Genomic DNA, 16,861 nt, shown 5'->3' with positions numbered 1-16,861 from the left:
CCCGATGACAGACAACGGAACCGGAACCCACGGGGCCGTCCTCCAGGACACCGTGCCCGAGGACGAGGACCGCCCGATCGTCGAACTGCGCAACGCGGGCAAGGCGTACGGCAACATCCGCGCCCTGCACGGCGTCAGCCTGCAGGTCCGTCCCAGCCAGGTCACCTGCGTGCTGGGCGACAACGGCGCCGGCAAGTCCACGCTCATCAAAATCGTCTCCGGGCTGCACCAGCACACCGAGGGCGAATTCCTCGTCGACGGCGCTCCGGTGCGCTTCTCCACCCCGCGTGACGCGCTGGACAAGGGCATCGCCACCGTCTACCAGGACCTGGCGACCGTCCCGCTGATGCCGGTATGGCGCAACTTCTTCCTCGGCTCCGAGATGACCAAGGGCCCCTGGCCCGTCCGCCGTCTCGACATCGAGAAGATGAAGAAGACCGCGGACGAGGAACTCCGCAACATGGGCATCGTCCTGGACAACCTGGAGCAGCCCATCGGCACCCTCTCCGGCGGCCAGCGCCAGTGCGTCGCCATCGCCCGCGCCGTCTACTTCGGCGCCCGCGTGCTGATCCTGGACGAGCCCACCGCCGCCCTCGGTGTCAAGCAGTCCGGCGTGGTGCTCAAGTACATCGCCGCCGCCCGCGACCGCGGCCTGGGCGTCATCTTCATCACCCACAACCCGCACCACGCCTACATGGTCGGCGACCACTTCAGCGTGCTCCGCCTGGGCACCATGGAACTCTCCGCCGAGCGCAGCCAGATCACCCTGGAGGAACTGACCAACCACATGGCCGGCGGCGCCGAACTCGCCGCACTCAAGCACGAGTTGTCCCAGGTGCGCGGCGTCGACGTCGAGGAACTCCCGGAAGAGAAGGACCTCACCGCACCCGTGGCGACCGCCGGCGAAGCGGCCTCCTGACCTCGGCGAACGCATCAACTACCGGTAACTGTCGCGGGTGTCCACGGGGCGGCCACCCAACCGCCGCACCCAGGACGCCTGGTCCACGGCGCTCCAAGGCCGTGGCCGTCCCGGCGCACGCCTCGCGACAGGGTTTGCGGGCCGCCCTCAAGTACTCACCCCCACCGAACGAAAGGCGTGACGACGTGCCGTCCGACAACCTCAGCCGGATCGTGGCCGCCCGGGTGGGCGACCCCGGCGCCATCACGTCCGCCGCCGCCCGCCGCATCAAGGCCACCTCGCTGCTCGGCGAACACGGCAAGGCAATGATCATCGCCGCCGACCACCCCGCGCGCGGCGCCAACGGCGTCGGCGGCGACCCAACTGCCATGGCCGACCGCGCCCGATTGCTCGACCGCCTGTGCACCGCCCTGGAACGGCCGGGCGTCACCGGTGTACTGGCCACCGCCGACATCCTGGAAGACCTGCTCCTGCTCGGCGTCCTGGACGGCAAGAGCGTCTTCGGCTCCATGAACCGCGCCGGCCTGGCAGGCTCCGTCTTCGAGATCGACGACCGCTTCACCGGCTACGACGCCGAAACCATCGCCGCGATGAGCTTCGACGGCGGCAAAATGCTCACCCGCATCGCCCTGGGCGACCCCGCCACGCCGTCGGTGCTGGAAAACACCGCCCACGCGATCGACGAGCTCAACGACCGTCAACTCATCGCCATGGTCGAGCCGTTCCTCTCGGCATGGCAGGACGGCAAAATCCGCAACGACCTCTCCACCGACGCCGTGATCAAGTCGGTCACCATCGCCTCGGGACTCGGCCGCCGCACCGCCTACACCTGGCTCAAGCTCCCCGTGGTCGAGGACATGGAGCGGGTCCTGGCCGCCTCGACCCTGCCCGCGCTGCTGCTCGGCGGCGAGGTCAAGGACGCCGACGCCGCCTTCGCCTCCTGGGGCAAGGCGCTGAAGCAGCCCACCGCACAGGGCCTGGTCGTCGGCCGCTCCCTCCTCTACCCCGCAGGCGGCGACGTCGCCGGCGCCGTCGACAAAGCGGTGAGCCTGCTGTGACGCGCGGTGCACAGCGTCGCGGCGCCACAGCGCTCGACGCCACGGTCCGGTCCGCAGAGCGAGGGGAATGGGTGAACCCGGCATGAGCACCGTCCGCATAGGAGTGATCGGCGCGGGCAACATGGGCGCCGACCACGTGAACACTCTGCACCGCCACGTCTCCGGCGCCGTCGTGACCGTGGTCGCCGATATCGACGAGGGGCGGGCCGCCGCCGTCGCAGGTGCCGTCCCCGACGCCCGCGCCACCGGTGATCCGTACGCCCTGATCGCCGATCCGGAGGTCGACGCGGTGGTGGTCGCCTCCCACGACACGACCCACGCCGACCTGTCCGTTGCCGCCGTACGGGCCGGAAAGCCGGTGCTGTGCGAGAAACCCCTCGCACCCACGCTGAACGAATGCATCGGCGTCGTACGAGAGGAGCAGCAGGCCGGCGGAGGGCTGATCTCGCTGGGCTTCATGCGCCGTTTCGACCCCGCGTACGTGGAACTGAAGCAGGCTCTGGCAGCTGGTGTCTGCGGGGCGCCGCTGCTGCTGCACTGTGTCAGCCGAGGGGTCTCTTCCGCGCCCGGAGCGACCAACGAGTTCAGTATCACCGGCTCGGCCATCCATGAGTTCGACACCGTGCCTTGGCTGCTCGACTCCCCGATCACGGAGGTCAGTTGGCACGCTCCTCGCTCCACGACGGCGGCGACCGGCCTGCAGGATCCGCAACTGATGCTGCTGCGCACCGCCGACGGCGCGCTGACCAGTGTCGAGGTGTTCCTCAACGCCGGGTACGGCTACGACGTCCGCTGCGAGGTGGCGGGCGAGCACGGCACGCTGGCCCTCACCAACCCAGCCCGCCTGGTGACCGATTCGGCACGGGCCCGCTCGCTCGGCTATCCGGCCGACTGGCGCTCCCGGTTCGCCGACGCCTACCGCCTCGAACTGCAGGCGTGGACCGACGCCGTGGCCACCGGACGTCCCTCACCACTTGCCACCGCATACGACGGCCTGGTGGCGGGCGCGGTGGCCGAAGCCGTCATCGCGTCCATGAAGAACGGCGGCCGGACCGTCGCCGTCCAGGTCCCGGAGGTCTGAGCGTGTCCGCCTTCCCCACCGCCCTGCCGGCCGCGCGCACTCCGGATCCGATGGCCGCTCCCGTACTGCGCTGGGGAGTTGTGGGCACCGGCTGGATCGCCGACCGCTTTGTGCGTTCCGTGCAGCGTCACACCCGTCAGCGCCTCACGGCTGTCGGTTCCCGCGACACCGCCCGAGCCGAGGAGTTCGCGGACCGCCACGGCATCCCGCACGCCTACGGCTCCTACGAGGAACTGGCGGCGGCCGGAGACGTGGACGTCGTGTACATCGCCACGGGACACACCGCCCACCTGGACTGCGCCCGGATCGCCCTCCGGGCCGGCAAGCACACGCTGGTGGAGAAGCCGCTCGCGCTCAACGCCGCCCAGGCCTCCGAGATCGCTCAACTCGCCCTGGAACGCGGTCTGTTCTGCGCGGAGGCCCTGTGGACCTTCTTCCTCCCCAAGTTCGACGTCGTCCGGCAGATCCTCGAATCCGGCGTTCTCGGTGACATCCGTACCGTCCTGGCCGAATACGGGGAGCACTTCACCGCCGGTCACCGCATCCTCCGCGCCGACCTGGCCGGCGGCCCCCTCCTCGACCTCGGCACCTACCCCCTCTCCCTCGCCACCTGGATCCTCGGCGCCCCTGCCGAGGTGCTGGCCTTGGCCCAGCCGCACCCCGCGGGCGTCAACGGCCAGACCTCCGCCCTCCTCCGCGACGCCGCCGGCAATCAGGGCATCGTGCACACCACCCTCTTCGGCGACACCCCCACCACGGCCACCGTCGTCGGCACCCACGCCACCCTGAGCCTGCCCGGCCCCTTCTACCAGCCCGGCGACCTCGTCCTCACCCTGGCGGGTAGCGGCACGCAGCTGACGTACACCGAGCCGCACACCGCACACGACGCCCTGCACTTCGAGGCCGCGGAGGTGGCCCGGTGCATCGACGCCGGCCGGGTCCAGTCGCCGCTCCGTCCGCTCGACGACTCGGTGACCACACTGCGCGTGATGGACGAGATCCGCCGGCAGTGCGGCATTGCGCTGGGTGGTTCCCCGACGCCCGTAAACACCCTTGCCCCCGTCACGGACCCCGCCTAGCCACAGAGAACCCCAGCCCGCGCCTTCGCGCATATCTGAAATCGAGTTCAGTCTCCGCCACCGGACCACAAACACTCCGCGGAGGAGATCACCAACCGCGACTCCATGCCACCAGGGCGGGCAATCATACAGAAAGTGTCCGAGGTGCACCTGCCCTTGACCTTGTCGCGCACCGCTCTGCGTCTCTAGACTCAGCCTAAGTGAAGCCAGTTCAGTTCAGGTCTCACGACGGCGCTCGGGAGCAGACTCATGAGGGGTTCCTTGGACGGCAAGATCGGGCTCGTCACCGGTGCGGGGCAAGGTATCGGCAGAGCGATCGCCGTGGAGATGGCCCGCCGGGGCGCGTCCGCGGTGGCCGTCACCGACCGGAACAAGGAGACCGCCGCCGAGACCGCCGACCTGGTGCGCGCTGCCGGGACGCAGGCCGAGGCGATCGTCTGCGATCTGCGCGATCGTGACAGCATCGCCGAGATGGTGACGCGCGCCGCGGAGCGCTTCGACGGCATCGATGTCCTCGTCAACAACGCCGGGGTGACAGAGACCGCGTTCACGGCCGAACCGGCCCGCGGTGTCGACTCGCTCGCCGAGGAGGTGTGGGACGCGGTCTACGAGGTCAACCTGAAGGCGGTATGGCTGACGACCAAGTTCGCCGCACCGTATCTGCGCCGCTCGCCGCGCGGGCCTGCCATCGTCAACACCGCCTCCGTCTCCGGTCTGACCGGCTTCCCCAACGCTCCTGCCTACGGAGTCACCAAGGCCGGCGTCATCCATCTGACCAAGGTCACCGCCGTCGACCTGGCCCCGGTGCGCTGCAACTGCTTCTGCCCTGGCGTCATCGAAACTCCCCTCGCCCGGGACTACTTCGCCGCCGCGCCGGACCGTGACGCCATGGAACGTGAACTGACCGCACCGCAGTTGGTGGAACGGCTCGGACGCCCGGAGGAGGTCGCCAAGTTGGCGTGCTTCCTGGCCTCCGACGACGCCGCGTTCATCACGGGATCGTCCTACGTGATCGACGGCGGCGCCCTCGCCTGGCTCGGCGTACGGGACTGAGGACCACCGAGAAGAACTGCGGACCATCGAGAAGTGAGGGGATCCGATGCAGTCGAGGCTGTCCGGGAAGACGGCGCTGGTGACCGGTGCCACGGGAGGCATCGGTGACGCCGTCGTGCGGCGGCTGGCGGCCGAGGGCGCGGCGGTCGTGGTGACCGACCTCGACGTCGATCGCTGCGAGAAACTCGCCGAGGAGGTTGGGGGCGGCGCCCTGGGACTGGCTCTGGACGTCTCGGACGAGTCGGCGTGGCGCGAGGTCGTCGCCTCTGCGACCGCGAAACTGGGCGAGCTGTCCGTGCTGGTCAACAACGCGGGCATCGCCACGATGCACACGGTCGAGACCGAGACCATGGACTCCTGGGAGCAGGTCCTCGCCGTTACTCAGACCGGTGTCTGGCTCGGCATGAAGTACGCCGGCCCGTCCGTCGAACGCTCCGGCGGCGGCTCGATCGTCAACGTCGCGTCGATCTTCGGCACGGTCGGCGGCTTCGGCGCCCAGTTCTCGTACCACGCGGCCAAGGGCGCCGTACGTCTGATGACGAAGAATGCCGCGCTGCACTGGGCCAAGCGCGGTGTCCGGGTGAACTCCCTGCACCCCGGGTTCATCGAGACGCCCCGCTCGCGCGAACTGTGGCGTGACACTCCGCGGCTGACCGCAATGCTGGAGGGGACTCCGCTCGGCCGGCTCGGTACGCCCGAGGAGGTGGCAGCCGCCGTGGCCTTCCTCGCCTCCGACGACGCGAGCTTCATGACCGGGTCCGAGCTCTACGTCGACGGAGGCTGGACGGCGCGCTGAGTCGGGCGGGAGCCCAGGGGCTCTAACTCGCCGCGGCCGTGTACCAGTTGACTCCGTCGGTTGGTGCGCGCCGGGCCCGTTCGCGGGCCACCAGCACGTCCAGGTGCGCCGCCGTCTCGTTGACGGCAAGCATCTGGTCGAAGGGACCGAGGTCCGCGAAAGGCACCCTGCGCCGGGTCCAGCCCAGCTCTCCAGCCACATCATGCGCGGTGCGCGTACGGTCGCCGAGGGCGGACAGCGTCTCGGCGAGCCGGTCGTCGTGGTGAGCCAGGAGCTCTCCCACCCGGGCGTGCACGCTGTCGCCGACCGGACCGTGGGCGGGCAGCAGTCGGGCGTCGGCGAGCCTGATCATCAGGTGCAGCGAGTCCAGGTAGTCGCCCAACGGCAGGGCGGGACCTCCGAGTTCGAAGCCGATGGACGGGGTGATGTGCGGCAGGACGTGGTCACCGGAGAACAGCAGTCCTCGCGCCTGGTCGAGGTAGACGACGTGTCCTTGTGTGTGGCCGGGGGTCGGGACGACGGTCAACCGCGCGTCGCCGAAACGGAGTTCCTCCGCTCGCAGCCAGCGGTCCGGCGCCTCCCAGACGGTGGCGTCGAAGCCGTCGTCGTACATCGCGGCGACACGTTCGGCGAGTTCGTGGGCCCCGGCCCATCGCAGGGTGTCGAGGGAGCCGACCGGCTCGTCCGTGCGCAGCTCCCCCAGCAGTTCCAGACCGCGCCGTTCGCCGGCGCCGAGGTAGACCCGGGAGCCCAGCAGCCTGCGCAGTTCGACGGCCTGGGTGTAGTGGTCGCGGTGGATGTGGGTGACCAGGATGTGGCTGATCTCGCCGAGATCGTGACCGAGTCGGGCCAGGGAGTCTTCAAGCGCCTTGCGGGACTCGGGGATCGACCAGCCCCCGTCGATCAGGACCAACCCCTCCGTCAGCCCCTCCAGGGCATAGACGTTGACGGCCCGCAGTCCGTCCTCCGGCAGCGGGAGCGGGATGCGGTGGACCCCGGGTCGTACGGTCTCGGGTCCGCCCTGCGCCCATCGGCCGCGGCCGAAACGGGTGGGACGGGTCGTGGGGGTGGTCATGCATCTCCCTGCCGGTGTTGTTCGGGGTACGGGGCAAGCTTCGCGTGCAGGTCGTGGGCGAGCCTGCGGGCTCCCGACCGGTCGAGCTTGCCGACGGTGGTCTGCGGCAACTCGCCGACGGTGAAAGCGAATTCGGGCCACTTGGCCTTGGACAGGCCGGTGCGGGCGAGGTGCGCGGTGATCTCGTCGAGGCCGAGTTCACCGCTGCCGTCCTCGACCACGACCAGCACGGCGGCGCGTTCACCGAGGAGCGGGTCCGGTACGGGGGCCACGCAGGCGCGGGCCACGGCCGGATGGGCGGCGACGGCCCGCTCGATCTCTGTGATGTCGAGGTTGCGGCCGCCGCGGATGATGACGTCCTTCTCCCGGCCCATGACGGTGACCGTGCCGTCCTCGCCCGTCACCAGCAGATCGCCGGTGGGGAAGAAGCCGTCCGGGGTGAGGGCCGGCGGCTCGACCTTTCCGTCGCGGGCGTAACCGAGGAAGAGGGACGGGCCACGTACCTGGGCCCGGCCGGTCGCCCCGGGCCCCAGGACGGTGCCGTCGGCGGCGACGGCCCTCAGATCGGTGCCGGGGAAGGGCCGTCCGTCACGGCCGAGGCGGATCTCCTCGGGGTCGTCGGGCCGGGGCGAGGTGTGCCCGAGGCACTCGGACATACCGAAGACGCGCAGGATGGTCGTCCCCAGCGAGCGTTCGGCACGGGCGAGGGCCCCACGGTCCATGGGACCGCCGCCGACGGTGATCGAGCGGACCCCGTCGAGGACCTTCGAACCGGCCGCGGCGGAGCCCATCTGGAGGGCCATGGTCGGCACGCACATGGTCCACCGGACGTCGTGGGCGGCCATCCGCGCGAGCGCCTCCTCGCGGTCCCAGCGGCCGGACAGGACGAGCGGTCCGCCCAGCATGAGCGAGAGACAGGCCCCGAAGCAGTAGGCGGCGGTCGAGGAGAGCGGGACCACGGCGGCCACCGCGTCGCCGTCGTGCAGGCCGTTGACGTCGATCGTGCACGAGCACGCGTACCGCAGAGCGCTCTCGGACTGGACGACGCCCTTGGGCCGTCCGGTGGAGCCGGAGGTGAGTCCGATGAGGGTGCCGCCGGCCCAGCGGGAGACATCGCGCGGGCCGCGGCCGGCACGCACCGTCCAGCCGTCGAGGGCCTCGGCCGGCAGCGCGTCCGGCAGGGCCCGGCCGCCGCCCCACTCCTCGATCGCGGACGGTTCGGCGATCAGGACGTCCGGCCGGATGTCCTCCACGGCAGCGGTGAACTCGGCAGGCGTCGTATGCCGGTTGACCAGGGCCAGCACCCCGCCGGTCAGCCCAACGGCAAGGGTCGCCGCGACGGTGCGCCACGAGTTGTCGGCCTGGAGGAGCACGGTGCCGCCCGGCGTGCCGTCCGGGGTCATCGCGTCGGCCAGCTCGGTCGCACGCCGCAGGAGCTCGCGCGCACCGTGGTGTCCGTGGTCGTCGACGACGGCTGTGAAGTCGGCCTGTTCGGACCGGTCGTAGAACTCCCGCACTGTCTGTCGCATCCACTTCCTCGCCTCTTTGCGAACGGGGCTCCACGCCCCGGTGTGCTCAGCCCGCGTACATCTCCATCTCGCCGCCCATGACGGCGATCCGGCGTCCGCGCATATCGCCGACCTGTGCGACGGCCGCCGCCCACTCCGGGCTCTGGAGCGCCTTGCGCAGGTCCTCGGCGGTGTCGAAGCTCAGTACGGAGACGCCGTCCCAGCCCTCCGAGCGCGGTTCGAGGGCCGTGTCGATGTCGGTGTGCCGCCAGGCCCTGAGGCCGGGCAACTGCCGGGTGAGTTCGGCGTGTTCACCGCGCCACCAGTCGATGAACCGTTCATGGGTCCACTCGGGCGGCCGGCCGGCCACCAGAACGAGGTTGTACATCGTGCCTCCTCGATCACGCCTTCTCAGGTGAACAGGACCGCGGGCGAGCGCCCGATCAGCAGCCGTCGCACCTTGCCCGCGTCGTCCAGCCGGGCCGAGGCCACGAACGTCGCCTCCGGTACGCCCGACCTGCGCACCTCGCCGAGGTACAGCTCGTCCCGGCCGACGGCGGACGCGGTGAGCAGGTGGTGGGTGCGCACGCCGACCTCCCGCTGGGCGAGGTAGCCCTCCATCTCGGCCCGACCGCCGTGGAAGTCGGTGCCGGCGTCGCCCCCGGTGGAGAACACGATGGAGAAGGTGAAGTCGTCGCTGATCAGGTCGAGGATCCGGTCGGCGTCGTCGCTGTCCAGAATCCCGAACCAGGTGGTCAGGAACGGGGCGACGGACGTGGCCGGCGCGCTCACGGCCGGTCCACGAGGTCGAAGTCGGGGGTGAAGAAGGACTGGTAGCGGGCCATCAGCCCGGCGGGCGACACCTGTACGGCGGACAGGAAGGCCCCGGTCGTCACACCTCCGTCGACGACGAAGCCGTACGCCGTCTCGACGTCGCCGTCGACCGAGTAGCGCACGATCTCGTGCCTGCGGTCCACCGCGCTCCGCCCGGCGATGTAGCCGGCGAAGTCCGCGCGGGACATGCCGGTCCGTTGGCCGCTCGGGAGGACGATCAGGAACCGGAAGCCGGGTTCGAGGAGTTCGAGGGCCTTTTCCGGGTCCTGGCCGTCCATCCTGGCCATGTATTCGCGAAGCACCATTGCCGATCGCTCTCCCTCAGCGTCATGAGTCCCGCAAAAAGCAACCTGAGTTCAGTTCAGTTTGACTGTAAGGCGGCCGCCCCGCCCCCGACAAGGGGCGGGGCGGAGGCTATTCCGCGACCATCCGCACCACGCATCCCTCGATCATCTCGCTGATCTCCGACAGGGGAATCGCACCGGTGGGGCGGTACCACCGCCAGACACTGACGATCATGCCGAGGACGGCGAGGCCGAGGGTGTGCGCGTCCCGTACCGGAAACGCGCCCTTCGACATGCCGCGCATCAGCAGGTTCGTCCAGTCCCGCTCGACCATCTGCACCAGCTGGCGGGCCGCGACGCGCTCGGTCTCCTCGCGCTTGGACTTCCGCGGGGTGGCGAGGAGGGACATGTTGGCCTGCAGGATGCGCATCTGGCGGATCTCCTGCTCGGTGACCGCGAAGGCCGCCCGGACCGCCGCGCGCAGCTCCTCCACCGGGTCCGTCTCGTCGGTCGTGGCCTCGACGAACTGGTCGTGGGAGCGCTGGAGTTCCAGGCGCATGATGGTGAGCAGGCAGTGGGCCTTGGACTCGAAGTAGTGGTACAGCGCGGTCTGCCCGATGCCGACCCGGTCGGCCACCTCCGACCACTTGGTGTTCTCGTAGCCGTCCTCCCCGAACCGCTCCACGGCAGCCACGAGAATCGCGCTGCGCTTCGACCTGGGCCCCTCCTCCGGATCCACGATCCGCGCCCTTGCCATCGCCTCTCCCTCTCCTCCACGGCCGGTCCGATACCGTCCGGTCGTCCGAGAGTAGACCCAAGTTCAAGTCGGGTACGAATCGAAGATCGGACGGATCCGTCATCCGCGGGCCGACTGCGGGGGCGGGCCGGGCGAGTACGGGTCACGACGCATCGGGCAGCGCGAGTTCGGATCTCACGGCCACCGGAGTCGCGCCCTCCGGCCCGGAACCGACAGCTCCGTCATACGCCGTCCGGCCGGAGGAGCCGGGCCGCGCAAGCTCGGGCCCGGAGGACCGGGCAGCGCGGCCTCGAACCCTCCCGACCACCGGCACCACGCTCGCCAACCAGCCAAAGCCAGGCCACACACCTTCCCGCCGCGACGAACCGGGCCGGACGGCCCCGAACTCTCCCGACCACCGGCACCACGCCCACCGACCAGGCAAAGCCTGGCCGTCCAGGCCCGAGTCACGACGAACCCGGGCCGCGGCCCCGCATCCCCCGACCACCGGCGTCCAGCCCGCCTGCACACAACCGACGGCCCGTCACGCGCCCTCCGGCCGGGCGGAGCCAGGCCACGCACCTTCTGGTCACGACGACCCTGGCAGCGCGGCCCCGGATCCTCCGGCCGGCGGCCTCGCAACCCCGGGGCTCGCGGCATCCGATCTCGCCCTGTCCGGCCAGGAGAAGTCGGGCCGGCGTCCGTCAAGAAACGCTGCTACTCCTTCCCGGCTCTCCGCGGACACCGCCGCGGCGGCGAGCTGACGTGCCTCCGCGTCGAGGTGTTCGTCGAGGCTCGCGGAGAGCGCCCGCCCGACCAGCCGACGCGTCGCCGCGTACGCTGCCGTGGCGCCGCGCGCCAGCGCTCCCGCCGTCTGCACGGCTTCCTCGTCCAGACGATCCGGTGCCACGACCCGGCTCACCAGCCCCATCTGCAGGGCCTCGGCGGCCGGCACACGCCGGTTCGTCAGCAGCAGGTCCACGGCCCGCCGCGGCCCGACGAGCCGGGGCAGCGACCAGCTGACCCCGGCATCCGGTGTGTACCCGATCGCGGTGTACGCGGCCGTGAAGCCGGCGTCGCTCGCTGCGAGGCTCACGTCCGCCGCCGTCACGAGCCCCAGCCCGGCCCCCGCGACCGCTCCCTGCACGGCGGCCACCAGCGGAGCGTCCAGCCCGGCGAGGATCCGCAGCGCCCCGTGGAGCGCGTCGGTGACGTCAGTGAGATGTCCTGCCAGGCGCTCGCCCGGCAGTGCGGCGAACTCCTTGAGGTCACCGCCGACGCAGAAGGACCGTCCTCGCCCGGTGAGCAGCACCGCCCGTGCCTGCGCCTTCTCGCACTCCCGGGCGGCGTCCAGCAGTGCCCGGGCCATCGCCAGGTCGATCGCGTTGCCCGCCCCGCGGCACATCTCCACCCGCGCCAGCCCGTCGCCGTCGATGTCGACCGTGACCCTCATCGCGCCGTCCACCCGCCGTCGACGGTGAGTACGTGCCCGGTGCAGTACGAGGACGCGTCCGAGGCCAGATACAGCAGCGCCCCGTCCAGTTCTCCCTGCTCACCGCCGCGCCCCAGCATCGTGCCGCGCTCGACCCACCGCCGGGAGCGCTCGTCGGAGAACAGCCCCTCGGTCATCTCCGAGCGGAACCACCCGGGGGCGAGCGCGTTGACCCGCACCCCGGACCTGCCCCACTGGCCCGCCAGCTCACGGGTCAGGCCGACGAGCCCGGCCTTGGAAGCCGCGTAGGCCGCACCGCCCAGTGGGGCGCCGGAGACCAGGCCCAGGACGGACGAGACATTCACGACCGATCGCCTACGACCGTGGTCGGACACCGGTGCCTCGGCCAGCAAGCGCGCGAGGTGGAAGGGCGCCACGAGGTTCACGGCCAGTACGTCCGCGAAGTCGTCGGCGCTCTCGTCCTCGGCACGTACGGCGCCGGGCGCGCCGGCGTTGTTGACGAGGACGTCGATCCGGCCGGACTCGTCGAGCGCCGTCTCCATCAACCGCACACGGTCCGCTTCCCGCGACACGTCGCAGACGACGGGATGGATGCGCGGGTCCTCGTCGGCGAGTTCCTTGAGCTTCTCCAGCCGCCGGGCGGCGGCGAAAACGGTGCCGCCGGCCGCCGCGAGCACCGCGGCGAACCGGGCCCCGAGCCCGGACGACGCACCGGTGACCACGGCGGTCCGCCCGCGCAGCGAGAACAACTCCTCCACCAGGTCCCCGACGGGCGGCGTCACTCCTCCACCCCGATCGGCAGCACGGTCGCCCCGCCGTCCAGCACCAGCGTCTGCCCCGTCATCCAGGACGCAGCCTCGGACGCCAGGAAGACGGCCGCGTGCGCGACGTCCTCCACCGTCCCGAGTCTGCGCAACGGCAGCTTCGCCGTCAGGATCGGCTCCCTCGGCTCCCAGACGGCCCTGGCCAGTTCGGTCTTGATCAGCCCGGGCGCGATCGCATTCACACGTGCCAACGGCCCGAGTTCGTAGGCGAGTTGACGGGTCATGTGCAGCATGGCCGCCTTGGTGGCGTTGTACCAGCCGATGTGCGGGTCGACGACCAGTCCGCCGACAGAGGCGATGTTGACGACCGCTCCCCCGTGCTCCCGCATCCACGCCCGCCAGGCGCACCGGGTCCAGGCGACCATGCCGTACTGGTTGACCCGTACGGTCTTCTCCGCTCGTGGCAGGTCGAGGTCGAGGAGATCGCCCATGTAGGGGTTGGTGGCCGCGTTGTTGACCAGGACGTCGAGGCTGCCGAAATGGGACACGGTCTCCTCGGCACAGCGCTCGGCGTCCGCGGGCTCCCCGACATTGGCGACCACCTCGTGGACCTCGCCGTCCCCCTTGACCCGCAGCAACTCCTCGCGCGCCGCCGCCAGTCCGTCCGGCTTCCGGGAGGCGATGACCACATGGGCGCCCGCCTCCCGGTACGCCTTGGCGATACCGAGACCGATGCCCCGTGAGCCCCCGGTGACCACGGCGACCCGGCCGCCCAGTTCCTGTCCGTTCACGCCGACTCCTCCGGATACTTGGCCAGTTCACGTCGTGCGACAGTCCGCAGATGCACCTCGTCCGGACCGTCCGCGATCCGCAGCGCCCGCGTGATCGCGTACAGCCGCGCCAGTACGGTGTCGTCGCTGACGCCCGCGGCGCCGTGCGCCTGGACGGCCCGGTCGACCACCCGGTGCGCGACCTCCAGCGCGGCCACCTTGATCGCGGCGACTTCGGTACGGGCGGCCGCGTTGCCCGAGGTGTCCATCAGCCAGGCCGACTTGAGGACCAGCAGCCGCAGTTGCTCGATCTCGATCCGGCTGCGGGCGATCCACTCGCGCACGACGCCCCGTTCGGCGAGCTTGCCGCCGAAGGCGGTGCGGGTCAGGGTGCGGCGGCACATCAACTCCAGTGCCCGTTCGGCGAATCCGACCGCGCGCATGGCGTAGTGCATCCGGCCGGGTCCCAACCGCCCCTGGGCGAGGGCGAATCCCTCGCCCTCGCCGCCCAACAGCGTGGACACCGGTACCCGTACGTCCTCGAAGAGCACGTCGCCGTGGCCGCAACGGTCGGTGTAGCCGAACATCGGCAGATCGCGCAGCACAGTGACGCCAGGGGTGTCGCGCGGGATGAGCAGCATGCTCTGCTGCCGGTACGTCGGTGCGTCCGGGTCGGTGACCCCCATCAGGATGATCAGCCGGCAGTCCGGGTCGAGGATCCCGGACGTGTACCACTTGTGGCCGTTGACGACGTACTCGTCGCCGTCGCGGGTGATCCGGGTGCGGATGTTGCGCGCGTCGGAACTGGCCACCTCGGGCTCGGTCATGGCGAAGCAGGACCGGATCTCGGCGGCCAGCAGGGGCCGCAGCCAGCGGTCCTGTTGTTCGGGGGTACCGAAGAGGGCGAGCAGCTCCATGTTGCCGGTGTCGGGGGCGGAGCAGTTGAACACCTCCGGCCCGATGATCGACCGCCCGGCCAGCTCGGCGAGCGGCGCGTACTCGAGGTTGGTGAGACCGGCGCCCCAGTCGCCGTGCGCGAGGAAGAGGTTCCAGAGCCCTTCGGCGCGTGCCTTCTCCTTCAACTCGCGCATCACCGGCGGCAGTTCATGGGGATTGTCCGCCTCGGCGAGCTGCCGGTCGTAGACGTGCTCGGCGGGCAGGACGTACTCCTCCATGAACGCGGCCATGCGCGAGCGGAGTTCATCTGCCCTCGGGGAGAGTCCGAAATCCATGGTGGCGCTCCTTCAGGACCGTCGGGCGAGGATGTCGCGGGCCGTGCGGATCATCGCCGCGATGGTCGGCGGCAGCCGCTCCTGGTCGGGGTCGTGGTGCTTGCCCTCGCGGTGCCGGCGCAGGTTGTGGCCCATGATCGCGGCCATCTTGGTGCGGGCCAGGGCACGGAACCAGTCGAAGGCGAGGGGGTCTGGACGGCCGTCCAGATAGGCGGTGAGCAGCTCTTCCTCGCCGGGCAGGCCGGAGACGGCACGGCCCACCCGGGGGAAATTGCGATGGTCGGCGAACAGGAGGAACCAGGCGAGGTCGATGCGCGGATCGCCGTGTCCCCAGATCTCCCAGTCGACGACGGCGGCCGGCCGTTCGCCCTGGCACAGGACGTTGCCCAGGCGGAAGTCGCCGTGGGTGAGGGTGGGGGGAATGCCGTCGGGGACACCTGAGGCCAGTGCGTCCAGCACGTCCTCGGCCCCGGGGCGCAGTTCCGGTGGCACAGCCCGCATGGTCCGGCTCCACCTGTCCAACTCCCCTGCCGGGCCGAGCGGTTGGGCGGCCTCCCCTCCGGTCGTGCCGTGCAGATCCCGTAGTACATCGGCCAGGGCCAGCATCCGGACCCGGCACAGCCCCGGATCGAGCCGGTGCTCGTCGAGGACCGGCTCGATCGCCTCGCCCTCCACGAACTCCATGGCGAACCAGGCCGGTTCACCCTCGTCGACGGCGACGACACCCGGCACGGGCACCGGTGACCCGGCGAGCGCGCTCAGTACCCGGGCCTGACGCAGCACGTCATTGCGACCGACGGGGCGCTGTCCCGGTGGCACCGCTTTCACGACGTACGAGCCCGGTCCCGCCGTGAGGGAGTAGGTGAGGCCCGAGTGGCCGCCGGGCAGCGTGCGCAGGTCGCCGATCCGCTCGCCCGGGTGTCGCTCGGCGAGCCGCTCACGGACCCGTCGCCCGAGTTCGGTCACCTCGGTCGTCCTACTCAACTCGCCGCCCCTTTCGGCTCCTTGGGCAGCCGCAGCACACGCTCGGCCAGGATGTTGCGTTGGATCTCGTCGCTGCCGCCGGCGATGCGGTAGCCGGGAGCGCCGAGCAGGTGCTCGGTCCAGGCGAACGTGCCCCACTCCCCCGTGTCGGCGGCCAAGCGCGGGCCGAGGAGCTGCTGGACGAGGTCGGTGGTGGCGCGCATGGTCGCGGTGGCGTGGAGCTTGCCCACCGAGGCCTCGGCGCCCGGTTCGCGGCCGGCCGCCAGGGCCGACGTCACACGCAGCCCGGTGAGCCGTTGGACGAGAGTGCGCACGAACAGGTCGGCCGCCTGCTGCCGTTCGCCGCCGGTGAGCGGGCGGGGCAGGTGCCGGGCGAGGTCGAGAGCGCGATCGGCGTTGTCCAGGCCGAGGCCGCCGGAGTCGAGGCGTTCGGCGGCGAGCACGGTGAGGGTGACCCGCCAGCCCTCGCCTACGGGGCCGAGCCGGTCGGTGTCGGGCACGATCACGTCGTCCAGGTAGACCTCGTTGAAGCTGGCGCCGCCGGTCATCTGCCGGATGGGCCGTACGGTCACGCCGGGCGCGTCCATCCGGACCAGGAAGACCGTGATGCCCGCGTGTTTGGGTACCTCGGGATCGGTACGGCAGACGGCCACGCCCCAGGTGGCGACGCGGGCACCGGACGTCCAGATCTTGTGGCCGCGCAGGATCCAGCCGTCGCCTTCGCGCACGGCCCGGGTGCGGACGGCGGCGAGGTCGGAGCCCGCCTCGGTCTCCGAGAAGAGCTGGCAGGCGAGTTCGTCGGTGCGGAGCATGGCGCGCAACCAGCGGCGCTTCTGCTCCTCCGTGCCCCAGACGCGGATGGCGGGGGCGACGAGCTGCTGGGTGACCGGGAAGATCTCGGTGCGTCGCGGCAGGTCGAAGGCTGCCTCCTCGGCGCGGTACAACTGCTCGTAGTACGAGGGAAGTTCATGCCCGCCGTACTCGGGCGGCCAGCCGAACGCTCCCCAGCCCTGGTCGTATCGGGTGCGCTCCCAGTCCCGTATGCGGTCGGTGTGGGCGCGCTCCTCAGCCTCGGTCCAGTTCTCGAAGACGGCCACCGAGTCGTCGCCGCGCCCCCATTCCCGGTGTCCGGCGCGCTCTTTCGCCACGCCCATCAGCCAGTTGCGGGCCTCGGCACGGAACTCGTCCGGGCCGGGTATGCCGTCCATGATCCTCCTTTCAGCGGGTCCGCACGG

Annotated in this window: 18 protein-coding genes; 6 read left to right on the top strand and 12 right to left on the bottom strand. The window is 70.9% G+C overall.

Annotation, left to right across the window (positions count from 1 at the left end; translation table 11 throughout):
* Nucleotides 1-4 precede the first annotated feature (4 nt).
* From P2Q00_RS24200 to P2Q00_RS24175, 6 genes are all read left to right on the top strand, one after another.
* Nucleotides 5-919, top strand: a complete 915-nt coding sequence (locus tag P2Q00_RS24200) for an ATP-binding cassette domain-containing protein (protein ID WP_275774770.1) — start codon at nt 5-7, stop codon at nt 917-919.
* Between the two features lie 185 nt (nt 920-1,104).
* A complete protein-coding gene (locus P2Q00_RS24195; RefSeq protein ID WP_275774769.1) occupies nt 1,105-1,977 on the top strand; it encodes a Cgl0159 family (beta/alpha)8-fold protein in 873 nt (290 codons plus the stop codon).
* An 82-nt stretch (nt 1,978-2,059) separates the two neighbouring features.
* Nucleotides 2,060-3,058, top strand: coding sequence for a Gfo/Idh/MocA family oxidoreductase (locus P2Q00_RS24190; RefSeq protein ID WP_275774768.1), 999 nt, complete (start codon nt 2,060-2,062; stop codon nt 3,056-3,058).
* Between the two features lie 2 nt (nt 3,059-3,060).
* A complete protein-coding gene (locus tag P2Q00_RS24185; protein ID WP_275774767.1) occupies nt 3,061-4,137 on the top strand; it encodes a Gfo/Idh/MocA family protein in 1,077 nt (358 codons plus the stop codon).
* 249 nt (nt 4,138-4,386) lie between these two features.
* Complete coding sequence (locus P2Q00_RS24180) at nt 4,387-5,190, top strand: SDR family NAD(P)-dependent oxidoreductase (protein WP_275774766.1); 804 nt, start codon at nt 4,387-4,389, stop codon at nt 5,188-5,190.
* Between the two features lie 46 nt (nt 5,191-5,236).
* Nucleotides 5,237-5,986 (top strand): SDR family NAD(P)-dependent oxidoreductase, encoded by a 750-nt coding sequence (locus P2Q00_RS24175; protein WP_275774765.1) that lies wholly within the window; start codon nt 5,237-5,239, stop codon nt 5,984-5,986.
* Nucleotides 5,987-6,008: 22 nt separating this feature from the next.
* Here P2Q00_RS24175 and P2Q00_RS24170 read toward each other — a convergent pair whose 3' ends face one another.
* The 12 genes from P2Q00_RS24170 to P2Q00_RS24115 form a co-directional block, all read right to left on the bottom strand.
* Nucleotides 6,009-7,061: an MBL fold metallo-hydrolase gene (locus tag P2Q00_RS24170; protein WP_275774764.1), complete on the bottom strand. Its 1,053-nt coding sequence runs from the start codon at nt 7,059-7,061 to the stop codon at nt 6,009-6,011.
* Nucleotides 7,058-8,590: a class I adenylate-forming enzyme family protein gene (locus P2Q00_RS24165; protein ID WP_275774763.1), complete on the bottom strand. Its 1,533-nt coding sequence runs from the start codon at nt 8,588-8,590 to the stop codon at nt 7,058-7,060. Before P2Q00_RS24165 ends, P2Q00_RS24170 begins: the two co-directional genes overlap by 4 nt.
* A gap of 46 nt (nt 8,591-8,636) precedes the next feature.
* The gene (locus P2Q00_RS24160) at nt 8,637-8,957 is read right to left on the bottom strand and encodes an EthD family reductase (RefSeq protein WP_275774762.1); all 321 of its coding nucleotides are present in this window, start codon (nt 8,955-8,957) and stop codon (nt 8,637-8,639) included.
* Nucleotides 8,958-8,980: 23 nt separating this feature from the next.
* Complete coding sequence (locus P2Q00_RS24155) at nt 8,981-9,361, bottom strand: hypothetical protein (protein ID WP_275774761.1); 381 nt, start codon at nt 9,359-9,361, stop codon at nt 8,981-8,983.
* Nucleotides 9,358-9,708, bottom strand: coding sequence for a nuclear transport factor 2-like protein (locus P2Q00_RS24150; protein ID WP_275774760.1), 351 nt, complete (start codon nt 9,706-9,708; stop codon nt 9,358-9,360). Before P2Q00_RS24150 ends, P2Q00_RS24155 begins: the two co-directional genes overlap by 4 nt.
* 109 nt (nt 9,709-9,817) lie before the next feature.
* On the bottom strand, nt 9,818-10,444 hold the full coding sequence (locus P2Q00_RS24145; RefSeq protein WP_275774759.1) for a TetR/AcrR family transcriptional regulator: 627 nt from the start codon (nt 10,442-10,444) through the stop codon (nt 9,818-9,820).
* Between the two features lie 568 nt (nt 10,445-11,012).
* Nucleotides 11,013-11,876 carry an enoyl-CoA hydratase/isomerase family protein gene (locus P2Q00_RS24140; RefSeq protein WP_275774758.1) on the bottom strand — a complete coding sequence of 288 codons (864 nt, stop codon included), beginning with the start codon at nt 11,874-11,876 and terminating at the stop codon, nt 11,013-11,015.
* Nucleotides 11,873-12,658 (bottom strand): SDR family NAD(P)-dependent oxidoreductase, encoded by a 786-nt coding sequence (locus P2Q00_RS24135; RefSeq protein WP_275774757.1) that lies wholly within the window; start codon nt 12,656-12,658, stop codon nt 11,873-11,875. The genes P2Q00_RS24140 and P2Q00_RS24135 overlap by 4 nt, the downstream gene beginning before the upstream one ends.
* Nucleotides 12,655-13,431 carry an SDR family oxidoreductase gene (locus P2Q00_RS24130; protein ID WP_275774756.1) on the bottom strand — a complete coding sequence of 259 codons (777 nt, stop codon included), beginning with the start codon at nt 13,429-13,431 and terminating at the stop codon, nt 12,655-12,657. Before P2Q00_RS24130 ends, P2Q00_RS24135 begins: the two co-directional genes overlap by 4 nt.
* Nucleotides 13,428-14,642 (bottom strand): acyl-CoA dehydrogenase family protein, encoded by a 1,215-nt coding sequence (locus P2Q00_RS24125; RefSeq protein ID WP_275774755.1) that lies wholly within the window; start codon nt 14,640-14,642, stop codon nt 13,428-13,430. Before P2Q00_RS24125 ends, P2Q00_RS24130 begins: the two co-directional genes overlap by 4 nt.
* 12 nt (nt 14,643-14,654) lie before the next feature.
* Nucleotides 14,655-15,626, bottom strand: coding sequence for a phosphotransferase family protein (locus P2Q00_RS24120; RefSeq protein WP_275774754.1), 972 nt, complete (start codon nt 15,624-15,626; stop codon nt 14,655-14,657).
* The gene (locus P2Q00_RS24115) at nt 15,623-16,834 is read right to left on the bottom strand and encodes an acyl-CoA dehydrogenase family protein (RefSeq protein ID WP_275774753.1); all 1,212 of its coding nucleotides are present in this window, start codon (nt 16,832-16,834) and stop codon (nt 15,623-15,625) included. Before P2Q00_RS24115 ends, P2Q00_RS24120 begins: the two co-directional genes overlap by 4 nt.
* Between the last annotated feature and the right edge of the window lie 27 nt (nt 16,835-16,861).

The organism is Streptomyces coacervatus, from assembly GCF_029223485.1.
In the GTDB taxonomy this organism is placed as follows: Bacteria; Actinomycetota; Actinomycetes; order Streptomycetales; family Streptomycetaceae; genus Streptomyces; species Streptomyces coacervatus.
This window is presented reverse-complemented; position numbering and strand designations above follow the sequence as displayed.